The organism is Paenibacillus agaridevorans (genome assembly GCF_003112455.1).
Taxonomy (GTDB): domain Bacteria; phylum Bacillota; class Bacilli; order Paenibacillales; family Paenibacillaceae; genus Pristimantibacillus; species Pristimantibacillus agaridevorans.
Window position 1 is genome coordinate 267,717 of sequence record NZ_BDQX01000458.1, and the last position, 11,939, is coordinate 279,655.

Here is an 11,939-nt window from a genome sequence, read left to right on the forward strand (position 1 = left end):
TTACCTCAAAATAATCGAGGCTGCCCTATTGGGCAGCCTCGACCGGCAAATATTAAGTTAGCGCGTAATAAAAGGGAACAATAATTAAATTAAGCGCGAGCGCCGTCAAACCAATCCCTATCGCCCAAGCTCCGAGTCCTTTTGCGCCTTGGCGATACGCGATAAATCCCATCACCGTCGCAGTAGCGCCAATTAATACAGGCCAGATGAACCAGGAAGCAATCGCAAACACCAGCGCAACCCATCCGACAGCTGTTCCGGTGCTCTCGGTCACCGTATCCAGCTCAGCAGCGCCTCTCTGTCCGTTATCTTGAGCGGATGTGAGCGGCATGCCATATGCGAAATCCGCGCCCATTTCTTCTTTGAACGCGCCGGCGTCAGGAAGGTTGGTCGGTGTCCCCATATTTGTCGGTTCGAAACCGTCCGTGCCGTCATTGGTCTTCAATCGATGATTGTTGTATACATCGTCATCATGTTTCACTTGATCATCCATCCAAGACTCACTCCTTTGGCTTGAAGGTGTGACAGCATGTGGCTGCGGACTGTTCGGCTTGGTCTTGATGATACAATCCAAGCTCATCGCCTGCGAATTCTTCGTTGAACGAGGTTCTGCCATGTTGGTCGATGTCGATCATGATTTCCTTTGCACCGCAATTGTTGCCTTCTTCCCAGAAACTGCAATTCGCTACGCTGCAACTTACGCCTTTAGGCATAAAAAAATCACCTCCGCTATCATTGTCCCTCAAGCGGAAGTGATTCATTCTTGCCTTATTTTTGCCCTTGCATGCGGCGCTGGGTCATATAGTCGCTTTCGTAATACGACAAGTCATCGCGCAGTTCCTCGTAAATTTTGGAAACGCTCAGCACGATATCGCGAGCCGTACGTACAGGCTTGTACCGGAAACGGATGGCGTCCTGTCCGGTATAAGCATAACGGCCGTCTTCGGAATAACATTCGTTCTTCGGGTAAAAGAACGCGTTCACGCAATGATGATACACCTCGTACAATACACGATCACCTTGCTCGGTATCGAAATTTGGTCTTCTCAGCAGTACGCCCGTCTTCTCGACCGCGACTTCAGAAAAAACCAATAGATGACGCAGATCGGACAGCAATCCTCTGTAGAACAGTTCGGCTCCCTCTCCGTCGTCTTCGCCGATCAGTCCCGACAAAACATGATTGTTGAGGAATGGCTCCAATTGAGCTACTGCATCCTTAAGCTTCTCGCGTGTCGTTTCTGTTAATCCTTTAACATTCGTTGATGGCATGGTGGTAGTTCCCCTTTCCTCTTCCCAACAAAAAAACTATAAACATCAACATCGTACCACAAATTCCATGGAAACGGTACTGGCGATTGCTTTTGTCCGCATATTTTCCCCACGTCGGTCAAAGCTAAGATGACCCTATATGGATTATCCTAATGACACGGAGGCACTTTCATGCGAAAATCTTGGATCGCCGCTTTCACCATTCTTGCTGTAGCCGCACTGCTTATACCTGCAACGCCGTTCTTCTCTCCCCGCAACGGAACGACTCGCGAAACGCCAAAGTCGATTCCGTTCTCCGCGACGAAGGAACACAAGCTCAAGCTTGCCGAATTACAGCATGACATGGATGGTACTGCGTTACTTATGACGTCGGAATCCGCCAAGGACTTCAGACAAGTTCTTATGGCCAGCGGTCAATCCGCCAAATCCGCTTCTGATCGCATTCAATCCTTAATGAAGGAGCACTCGCATTTCAGCTACGTGAACTGGCGGACAACAGGAAAGACCATACACCGCGGATCTATTCCATCCGACAAGAACGGCACTGCCAAAGCTTATTTGAAGGAAGCGGAAGATAAGCTGCGCAACGGCACAGGTTATGAATCCAAGCCTTTTACCGCTGCTAGCGGCAGCCGCTATGTCGTCATCGGCGTACCGGACGCCAACCATAAAGGCGCCGGCATGCTCGGCGTTATTAAACACGATATAGTGAAACAAGTCGAGCAGCATCAGAAACGGAATTTGCGGCTTATCCCTTATCCGGCCGAAGGCAACTATCGGATTGAATCTGTGGCGCCTAATTCCACCAGGGACATTACTGTCAGAAATGGCGAGGATAATGGCAACGCCAGTCACTATCACGTTCGTGATGTTGTCGTTCATTTCGCCAGCCGGCCGGGTGAAGCCGATATGGAAAAGATCAAGCGGGATGTAAATGCGGAATCCATCCAGCAGATCGGCGATACGTATGTGTTCCGATCCAAAACGCTGGAAACCGAAGGGCTTATGCAATATTTTAAAGCCAATTGGAAGCCGGAATATACGGAACCCCATTACCTGTACCTGACGAACGAAACGACAGAGGCAACCATTGTGCCGAACGACACGCTGTATTCGCAATACCAGTGGAATCTCCCTTCTATTCAAGCGGAACATGGCTGGACCGTATCCAAGGGCGACGAAGGGGTCATCATTGCCGTATTGGATACAGGCGTTCAGAGTAATCATCCCGATCTGAAGGACAAGCTGATCAAAGGAACCAACATCGTTAACACCGGCTCGGATCCGGACGATGATGTAGGTCATGGCACGCATGTAGCTGGCATTATCGGCGCTTCCGTCAATAACGGCGAAGGCGTGGCGGGCGTATCCTGGTACAACAAGATCATGCCTGTCAAAGTATTAGACAGCAGCGGCGCAGGTTCTACCTATTCGGTTGCGCAAGGAATTATTTGGGCGGTCGACAATGGCGCCAAAGTCATCAATATGAGTCTGGGCAATTACGCGCAGGCCGACTTCCTCCACGACGCCATCAAATACGCGTACGAACGCGATGTCGTTTTAATCGCAGCCAGCGGCAACGACAATACGGAACGTCCCGGCTATCCGGCCGCCTATCCGGAAGTTTTCGCGGTAGCGGCAACCGATAATAATAAGGGAAAAGCTTCATTCTCCAACTATGGGGATTATATCGACGTCGCGGCGCCGGGAGACAGCATCGCCAGCACCTATCCCGGCAGCCAATACGCCGCATTGTCCGGAACTTCCATGGCCAGCCCGCATGTGGCTGCCCTTGCCGGGCTCATCCGCTCCGTAAACCCGGACCTCAGCAATGAGGAGGTTATGGAAATTATGCGGGTATCGGCAAAGGATCTAGGCGCGGAAGGCAAGGATAATTATTTTGGCTATGGAGAGATTGATCTCGACAAGGCGCTGCATGCGGCTACGAGCTATGGCGGTGCGCTGCAGACCTTCCCGCAAAAGGTCAAACGCCGTCTCGAGCAAATCGGCTCTTAACATCGATTAACAAATATAAAAAAAAACCAAAAAGCGCAAGTCGCTTGGTTCTGTCGAACCTCGGGACTTGCGCTATTGCTTTGCTTACATAAAACGCATAATTCGTTGTTCGTTGCGGAAAGTTTGCCGTAAGCCGGGTTCTGTACTTCTGGTGGTGCAAACGGGAACGACCCTCCCACTATGAAGCGACAATCATCTATCTAGGCCGTACATTGCTGCACGGCTCCAGCAACCAACCCGGACGCGCCTCGGGCTAAGGCTGCAGCGCAAAGCTGCCGCGTCCTCTCGGTCTTGCTCCAGATGGGGTTTACCAGGAACGTAGTCACCTGCGCTCCTCGTGGTCTCTTACACCACGGTTCCATCCTTGCCTGATCCGGCCAAAGCCGGCCATCGGCGGTCCATTTCTGTGGCACTATCCTTCAGCTCGCGCTGACTGGACGTTATCCAGCATCCTGCCCTGTGGAGCCCGGACTTTCCTCTCGCGGCAACAAGGCCGCCAGCGATTGTCTGTCAAACTTTCCGACGCAGAACTTAGTATACAAGGTTTCTCCCGAAAGCTCAACCCTCGATTTGCTGCCTAAACCGGTCTTTCCTGCCACTTCAAGCAAATTGTCCCTCTCAAATGAAAGTAAAGGGTTCCGTATGAATAACCGAAGGGATGACCTTCGTTGCGTATTTTGCTTCCGCAAGCTCTCTGGATAACCATTCCGCCAGCTTTGCTTTCATCACTTTCTCGATGTTATGGCCGGCGTCGATGATCGTCATTCCGTCTGCAACCGCGTCATGGGCCGTATGGTAATCGATATCGCCTGTAATGAGCACGTCGGCGCCGGCAAACTTTGCATGACGCACGTAACGACCACCGGAGCCTCCCAGAACTGCAGCCTTGCGAATAGGCGTATCGAGATCTCCCACGACTCTAAGCATGGGAACATCAAACGCCTGTTTAAGTTTGGCCGCAAGCTCGCCAAGCGTCGCAGGCTGCGCCAGCTTGCCCGCACGACCCAGGCCGAAAGAACGGCCCTTTAGTTCGATGCGATACAGATCATACGCTACCTCTTCGTACGGATGCGCTTTGAGCATGGCGGCGACTACTTTGCGCTGGATGGTCTGCGGCACGATTGTTTCGATCCGCACTTCGTCCACGCGCTCCAGCTTGCCTTGCGCGCCTATATGGGGAGAAGTGCCCTCTCCAGGCATAAACGTGCCAACGCCCTTCGTATTGAAGCTGCAGTGGCTGTAATCGCCGATATGACCCGCTCCTGCGTGCAAAATGGCGTTTAATACGGTTTCGTGATGAGTCTCCGGCACATAGACGGCCAGCTTATACAGTTGGTCCGTGTGCACTTCATCCAGACTTTGACGTCCTTCCGCCAATATTCCCGCTTGATCGGCCAGCCAATCGTTAATGCCTCCATCCGCGACATCAAGGTTGGTATGAGAAATGTAGACGGCAATATCGTGTTTGATGAGTTTCTCGTACAGCTTGCCGGCAGGCGTTGACGTATCCAGTTTCGCAAGGGGTCTGTAAATGATGGCATGATGTGCGATGATCAGATCCGCTTCTGCTCGAATAGCCTCGTCGACCACCTGTTCCGTCACGTCCAGAGCAACTATGACCGTGCTGATCGGCTTGTTCAACGTACCTAATTGAAGACCAATTTTATCATTCTCTACCGCATAATATTTAGGAGCGAGCCGCTCCATTAATTGGACGACGGTATTTCCGTTCGCAAACATTGAAGCACCTCCTCGATGATACTGATTTCTTTGCGGAATTGCTCGGCTTTTAGCGTCGATTCCGTTCCTTCGGAGGCTGACATTTGCGCGATAATCCGCTCCAGCTTGCCGATCTCGGATCTCCACTTGGCAGTTAATACCGGACTTCCCTGACGAAGCAAGTGAGGCCCCATTCGCAGCAATACGCGATGTAGCACTTCTTTGTCATAAGGAAGCTTCAAGAAAGACCCTTCATACAAAGTTTCGTTGCTGGAGGCTGAAGGCTGCACATCGCGAGACACAGCATGCAGCACCTCATATATTTTGCCGTCTTCCTCCAGGATGGATTCGTGGCTTAAATACCAGCCCTTCTCCAAAAGCCAGATACGAACATCGTCTTCCCCCACATTGGGTTGAAGCACAAGCTCCGTTACCCCATCGAGCTTGCCCGCTGCATACCCTTCTTCCAGAATCGTGCTCATGAGATTTCCGCCCATGCCTGCAATCGTGACCGTATCCGTCTCGCCAGGCATGACTACAGCGAGTCCGTTCCCTTGTCTAACCGTGATAAGGGCTTGCAATCCCGCGTCGGCCACTTGTTTTTTCGCCGCACGGAACGGCCCCGCATTTAATTCGCCTGCGATTGCCGATGGACAAACGCCGCTCTGCACGAGATAAGTCGGCAGCAACGCATGATCGGATCCAATGTCGGCTACGCGTGCTCCGCGTTTCACATAATCAGCAATTGTCTGCAGACGTTTCGATAATTTAATCATTATGCTACCCACACCATCCATTGCTTGCGCAAGGCAAAGAGCAATCCCCCGCCTACCGCGATTTTGATCAACAGCTGCAATTGCAGCCATACGGTGTATTCCAAAATGACAGCCGTATACAATTCCGGCATGAACCAGGCCAGCGCGCAAGTCACGAATAATACGGCGGACACCGGCTTCGTCCAACGGTGGAAAAACCAGCTGCTCCAACCGAACAAAATAGACAGCGGCAGCCAGAAGAGCTGAATCTCGAACCATAACGTCGTTGATGTGTAACGCGACAAAACCCATCCGTACAACATGAGCATGACAAGCCAGCCGCTTAAATGCAAGGAATGAATCTTGGCCTTTATTCCGTAGACGATCCAAAACAACGCACAGCCGGTCACGATCAAGACGCGATTGGTCCAGTCCGCGATGCCGTGAAGCTCAAGTATGTACAAACCGCCGCCGAGCAAGATAAGCATTCCAATGCTCGTGAAGGTCAGCGCAGCAGCTTCGTTGCGGCTGCGAAGTCTGTATCCGCTTCTGAGAAAAGCGGCTAAACCGATGAGGACCACCGCGATTTGCAATGCAGGATGAAAACGGCTAAAATAAAGCACAACAAACGAAATTAAGGTAAAAGTCCCAAAAGTAAGGAGCCATTGTTTACCTGTTGCATTCTGAACAGCCGCGATTGCTTTGCCAATAACGGGGGCTGCAGATGCAGAACTGCCAGACCGTGAGCTTTTGCCATCATCATCGGGATCCGCGTATAAATTCAGCAGGAAGTCGCAATATTGATCAGGCAGCAGCTTGCTCCTTCTCCAATGTTCGATTTCTCTTACGATCGTTACTTTGCGTTCATCATTCATAACGTCGGCTCGTCCTCTCGGCGAATATAAGTGCGTGTTCAAAAAGTTCGGTTTTCAGCACCGAGAAGATTGAAAAAAGGTAGAAACTGAGGAGCGGAGCGTAGTGGAAGCTACGTGAGCACCGGAAGTTTCGCCTGAATTCAAGATTCGATGTCGAGTAAGCTTCTTGACATACTTCGTGATCAAAAGCGGACTTTTTGAACAACCTCTATAAGTCGATACGTTGAAAAAAGACCTCGCTGCAATAGCAGAAAGGTCATCATTTCATCCGTTATTCAAGGAAATCCTTTAGACGTTTGCTACGGCTCGGGTGACGAAGCTTGCGAAGAGCTTTGGCCTCGATCTGCCTGATCCGTTCGCGCGTAACGCCGAACACCTTGCCGACTTCCTCAAGCGTTCTCGTTCGGCCGTCATCCAGACCGAAGCGAAGCCGCAATACGTTCTCTTCGCGCTCAGTCAGCGTATCAAGAACATCTTCCAGCTGCTCCTTAAGCAGCTCATAGGCTGCTGCATCGGCCGGCGCCAGCGCTTCCTGATCTTCGATAAAGTCGCCCAGATGCGAATCATCCTCTTCGCCGATAGGCGTTTCTAACGATACGGGCTCCTGAGCAATCTTCATAATCTCGCGCACCTTCTCGGTGCTAAGCTCCATCTCCACCGCAATTTCTTCCGGCGAAGGTTCGCGCCCCAATTCCTGAAGCAGTTGACGGGAAACCCTAATCAGCTTGTTAATCGTCTCCACCATATGAACGGGAATACGAATGGTACGCGCCTGATCCGCAATAGCGCGGGTAATCGCCTGACGAATCCACCATGTAGCATACGTACTGAATTTGAATCCCTTCTGATGATCGAACTTCTCGACCGCTTTAATGAGACCCATATTCCCTTCCTGAATCAAGTCGAGGAATAACATCCCGCGTCCGACATACCGCTTCGCTATGCTGACCACGAGTCGAAGATTCGCCTCGGCGAGTCGGCGTTTTGCTTCTTCATCGCCGTTTTCGATCCGAATCGCAAGTTCGATCTCGTCATCCGCCGACAATAGCGGTACTCGTCCGATCTCCTTCAGATACATTCTGACGGGATCATTAATTTTGATGCCCGGAGGCAGCGCCAGATCATCGTCGAAGTTGAAGTCGTCTCCTTCGCGCTCCTGTTCTTCGTTTTGAGCGCCTAGCGGATGCACATCGTCGTTCTCGTTAAGCACCTCGATTCCCAAGTCGTCGAGCTGCTCGAAGAATTCATCGATTTGCTCCGGATCCTGATCAAAGGGGGATAGTTTCTCCATAATTTCTTTGTAGGTTAAGGAGGATCTCTTCTTCCCTTGTTCAATCAGACTGTCCTTGACCTGATCCAGCTTCTGTTCGGTATCCAATTCAGTATGTTGATCGTTCGCCATAATCCGACTCCCTCCTCCCTAGAAGCATCATGAAGTTAACTTTTCAGCTGTCTCTCTAGGGTTATAATCTCAAGTCCTAATTGCGCCGCCAATAAGGCGTCGCCGGCACGTTCGGCACGCACCATCTCTTCTTTCTTCCGCTCGATATCCCGGATATGGGGTTCTCTAAGGATCTTGCCGACATAATCGTCCATAATGGCATCGTCTATTGGAGAATGATCATCAAGAAGCATAATGGCCGTCGCTGTCTCTTCCAGACGCTTATCATGCAGCGTCGAGATGAACCGAGCGGCGTCCGGTTCATACCCTTGTGCGTAATAGGCGTATAAATAAGCAGCAAGCGCTGCATGATCCTCAACGTTAAACGAATCGCCAATCCGTTCATGCACGGACTCGGCAATATCGCGATCACGAATCATGGCATGCAGCAATCTTCGTTCCGCATTCGCGTAAGCCGGCAATATTGGAGTTCTCCCCGGCGTACGGCGCTTTTCATTTCTACCATTATTCCACGAATTGTCGTTATTATCCCCTTGCGGCTTCTTTTTTTGCGCTTCGACGCGGATTACGTTACAATCCTGCTTCAGCGCGTCGAGCGAAATATCGAATTCGCGGGACAACTCCTTTAGATACACTTCCCTCTCCGTAGAGGATTCCACTCCTGCCACAATTTCTACTGCTTCCATCAGATAGTTTTTTCGGCCTTCTTCTTTTAGCAGTATATGGTTTTTCCTTGAATATATAAGCTTAAATTTTGTAACGGATACCGGACTGTCCACCACGTCCCGCATAAACGAGTCCGGACCGTATTCACTTATATAATCGTCGGGGTCCTTGCCCTTCGGCAGCATGGCAATCATCACCTTGAGACCGGCGCTTTCCAGCAGAGGGATCGACTTGCTGGCTGCTGCTTGTCCGGCGTCGTCTCCGTCGTAGCAGACCAACACTTCTTCCGCATGCCGGCGAAGGATAGAGCCGTGTTCCTCCGTAAGCGCCGTGCCCATTGTCGCTACGCCGTTTTTGACGCCGGCATGCCAGGCTTTGATGACGTCCATATAACCTTCGAACAAAACAACCTGCTTGCTCTTGCGTATCGCAGCCTTCGCGTGATGCAGGTTATACAACGTTCTGCTCTTTGTGAACAACATCGTTTCCGGCGAATTGAGATACTTGGGCTGACCCTCGTCGATGATTCGTGCAGCGAAAGCCGACGCCTTGCCGCCCGCATCCCATAAAGGGAACATAATCCGTCCCCGGAACCGGTCTACGTAGCCGCTGCCATCTTGCTTGGCGGACAACAGCCCGCCCTTCTCGAGTAATGCAGGCTCGTACCCTCGGCCGGTGAGGAACCGTGTCAGTACATCCCATTCGTCCGGTGCGAAGCCGATCATGAAGTGATCGATCAGCTTATCGCTTAATCCGCGTTCCCGCAAGTAACGTTTGGCCTTGTCACCCTGCTTCGTGTTGTTCAGTAAATAATGATAAAACTTGATGGATAACTCATGTGCTTCTACAAGACCTTCGCGTTCGGGATTCGGGGCGGCTCTGCCGCTTCCGTTCTCCTGCCACGTAATAGGCATGCCCGCTTCCTCCGCAAGCACCTTCACGGCCTCCGGGAAACTGTAGCCTTCCATCTCTTCGACAAATCGAATCACGTTGCCGCTCTTACCGCAGCCATAACAATGGAAGATCTGAAGCTCCGGAGTAACCGTAAACGAAGGTGTCTTCTCGGAATGAAACGGACAAAGCCCCTTCATATATTTGCCTTGCTTCGTGAGATGAACGTATTTCCCGACCGTTTCGACGATGTCATGACGCTTTCGAACTGCGTCAATCACTTCTTCCGGTATTTTACCGCTTGTCATCGTTCATCACCTACATTCTAAGATTGCGGACGACCCGCGCACGGCAAACTTAGATTTCTAATATTATTCGCTATATGTCATGTATCTCCTGCATGCCAATCAAAACTTTTGTCAGCTTTTGTTGAAAAGTTTTTCGGTCATCGCCTGTCATTGCTTTTGGACCCTTGGTTCGCCCTCCAGCGCGCCTCCTTCTGGCGCCTTCATGCCTTCGCTCCATCAAATAATCGATGTTGGCGTCCGTGTATTGCTCGCCTCTGGGCGATAGGACGACGGTTCCTTTGCCGATCGCGACGCAAGCGAGGCCAAAGTCCCCCGTTACGACAATATCGCCTCGCTTGATACGGTTCAAAATGTACAGATCGACGGATTGATCGCTGCGATCCACTTGAACATTCTCCACGCCGGGCAGAGCTTCCAGTCGATGGTCATGCGATGCGACCATCAACACGGGCACGCCATGCCGCAGTGCCGTCTCGACGATCTCGTGCTTGACCGGACAAGAATCCGCATCAACAACGATAGAGAATCCTGGCACCGTACCAGGTGTCATGAACGGTCACCATTCTGCCCTCGAACGTATTCCATGATCAGACTCGCCGTTTCTTCAACAGCGCGATGCGAGACATCGATGACGACGCAGCCAAGCTTGCTCATAATATCTTCCGCATACCTCAGTTCCTTCTCGATCCGGTCCGTCGTAGCGTACGCCGCCGTATTGGGAAGACCCAGCGCCTTTAGCCGTTCCTTTCGAATCACGTTCAGATAGGAGGTGTCGATCGTTAACCCGATCACCTTCCTCTTGGGAAGCTTGAACAGCTCCTCCGGCGGCTTCAGCTCCGGCACGAGCGGAACGTTCGCCACCTTGTACTTTTGATGGGCAAGGTACATGGACAGCGGCGTCTTTGATGTGCGAGACACGCCGACGAGGACAATATCGGCCTTTGTTACGCCTGATGTATCACGAGCATCATCATATTTGACCGCGAATTCAACCGCCTCTACTTTACGGAAGTAATCCGCATCGAGCACGTGGTTAAGTCCCGGTTCTTGTCTTGACTTCCGGCCGGTGCGCTGCTCCAGCGTCTCAATAAAAGGTCCCAGCAAATCAATGGCCGCAACGCCGTTCTCTTCTGTTAGCTTTCTCATGGAATCGCGCAGATGCGGGATAACGAGGGTGTATAACAGAATCGCTTGCGACAGTTTTGCTTGCTGAACAATTCTCTCCAGCGCGGCAGGCTCCGTCACGAATGGCGATCTTCGAATTTCGGCCTGAATAGGATGAAACTGGGCGATCGCCGCCCGTACGACCAATTCACCTGTATCGCCTGCCGCATCGGATACGACATAAACGATCACTTCGGACTTGACTCCAGTCACCATGAGCTTGCACCTCCTTTTCTAGTACGTGTTCAAAAAGTTCGGTTCTCAGTACTGAGAAGATTGAAGGCAACTAGAAACTAAGGAGCGGAGCGTAGCAGAGCTACGTGAGCACCTGCAATGTTTCCGAAGGAAACATACTTCGTAAGCATATGCTTAGGTTCGGTTGCAATCAATATTCGATGTCGAGTAAGCTTCTTGGCATACTTCGTAATGGGAATTGGACTTTTTGAACAACTCCTTCTAGTACGTGAGGTTCTCGGACTTTCGCCTTACCATACCAACTTGGAAAAATCGGCGACAAGCGCGATGTCCCGCGCAATGGCGGACAGTGTTGCCAGCCGATTGACGCGTACCTTGTCGTCTTTGTCCATAACCATAACGTTGTCGAAATAATCGACGATGGCCGGGCGCAAAGCAGACAACTTCCGAAGAGCATCCGCAATGTCATTGCGCTCCACGGCGGATAGTACTTCGGGGCGCGCCGAAATCCACGCTTCATACAGCTTTGTCTCTGTTGCTTCGCTGAACAGTGCGGCATCGAACTCGCTGCTCTCCGACTTGCCGGCCAGGTTGCCCACGCGATTGAAGGCTTCCACGACGCTCTTGAACTCCGATTTGTCGGTGGCCGTCGCCAGCGGCTGAACGGCCGCCGCCCGGC

General features: G+C 51.6%; 12 protein-coding genes and 1 other RNA gene. 1 reads left to right on the forward strand and 12 read right to left on the reverse strand.

Translation table 11 applies throughout. The annotated features are described in order from the left end of the window. Positions 1-52 precede the first annotated feature (52 nt). From PAT3040_RS35000 to PAT3040_RS35010, 3 genes are read right to left on the reverse strand one after another with little or no spacing between them, the layout of a single operon-like run. Entirely contained in the window at positions 53-493 is a 441-nt protein-coding gene (locus tag PAT3040_RS35000; RefSeq protein ID WP_108996254.1) for a hypothetical protein, read from the reverse strand. A 7-nt stretch (positions 494-500) separates the two neighbouring features. Further along, positions 501-713 carry a DUF1540 domain-containing protein gene (locus PAT3040_RS35005; protein ID WP_087567130.1) on the reverse strand — a complete coding sequence of 71 codons (213 nt, stop codon included), beginning with the start codon at positions 711-713 and terminating at the stop codon, positions 501-503. A gap of 55 nt (positions 714-768) precedes the next feature. Continuing rightward, on the reverse strand, positions 769-1,269 hold the full coding sequence (locus PAT3040_RS35010; RefSeq protein ID WP_108996255.1) for a YpuI family protein: 501 nt from the start codon (positions 1,267-1,269) through the stop codon (positions 769-771). A 171-nt stretch (positions 1,270-1,440) separates the two neighbouring features. On the opposite strand from PAT3040_RS35010, the gene PAT3040_RS35015 reads away from it, so the two are divergent. Beyond that, positions 1,441-3,285: a S8 family peptidase gene (locus PAT3040_RS35015; protein WP_108996256.1), complete on the forward strand. Its 1,845-nt coding sequence runs from the start codon at positions 1,441-1,443 to the stop codon at positions 3,283-3,285. A 114-nt stretch (positions 3,286-3,399) separates the two neighbouring features. Here the strand turns inward: PAT3040_RS35015 and rnpB are convergent. From rnpB to PAT3040_RS35060, 9 genes are all read right to left on the reverse strand, one after another. Then, positions 3,400-3,804: RNase P RNA component class A (gene rnpB / locus PAT3040_RS35020), an RNA gene on the reverse strand. Between the two features lie 99 nt (positions 3,805-3,903). Further along, complete coding sequence (locus PAT3040_RS35025) at positions 3,904-5,025, reverse strand: Nif3-like dinuclear metal center hexameric protein (RefSeq protein WP_108996257.1); 1,122 nt, start codon at positions 5,023-5,025, stop codon at positions 3,904-3,906. Then, positions 4,992-5,780, reverse strand: a complete 789-nt coding sequence (locus PAT3040_RS35030) for a tRNA (adenine(22)-N(1))-methyltransferase (RefSeq protein WP_108996258.1) — start codon at positions 5,778-5,780, stop codon at positions 4,992-4,994. The genes PAT3040_RS35025 and PAT3040_RS35030 overlap by 34 nt, the downstream gene beginning before the upstream one ends. Then, the gene (locus PAT3040_RS35035; protein ID WP_087567135.1) at positions 5,780-6,634 is read right to left on the reverse strand and encodes a hypothetical protein; all 855 of its coding nucleotides are present in this window, start codon (positions 6,632-6,634) and stop codon (positions 5,780-5,782) included. The genes PAT3040_RS35030 and PAT3040_RS35035 overlap by 1 nt, the downstream gene beginning before the upstream one ends. Positions 6,635-6,905: 271 nt before the next feature. Further along, a complete protein-coding gene (gene rpoD, locus PAT3040_RS35040; protein ID WP_087567136.1) occupies positions 6,906-8,036 on the reverse strand; it encodes an RNA polymerase sigma factor RpoD in 1,131 nt (376 codons plus the stop codon). 35 nt (positions 8,037-8,071) lie between these two features. Further along, a complete protein-coding gene (gene dnaG, locus PAT3040_RS35045) occupies positions 8,072-9,901 on the reverse strand; it encodes a DNA primase (protein WP_087567137.1) in 1,830 nt (609 codons plus the stop codon). Between the two features lie 70 nt (positions 9,902-9,971). Next, positions 9,972-10,451: a YaiI/YqxD family protein gene (locus PAT3040_RS35050; protein ID WP_108996259.1), complete on the reverse strand. Its 480-nt coding sequence runs from the start codon at positions 10,449-10,451 to the stop codon at positions 9,972-9,974. Next, entirely contained in the window at positions 10,448-11,281 is an 834-nt protein-coding gene (locus PAT3040_RS35055) for a pyruvate, water dikinase regulatory protein (RefSeq protein WP_108996260.1), read from the reverse strand. The genes PAT3040_RS35050 and PAT3040_RS35055 overlap by 4 nt, the downstream gene beginning before the upstream one ends. A 269-nt stretch (positions 11,282-11,550) precedes the next feature. Further along, the coding region (locus PAT3040_RS35060) for a DALR anticodon-binding domain-containing protein (protein ID WP_258235304.1) at positions 11,551-11,939 on the reverse strand (389 nt) is incomplete at its 5' end.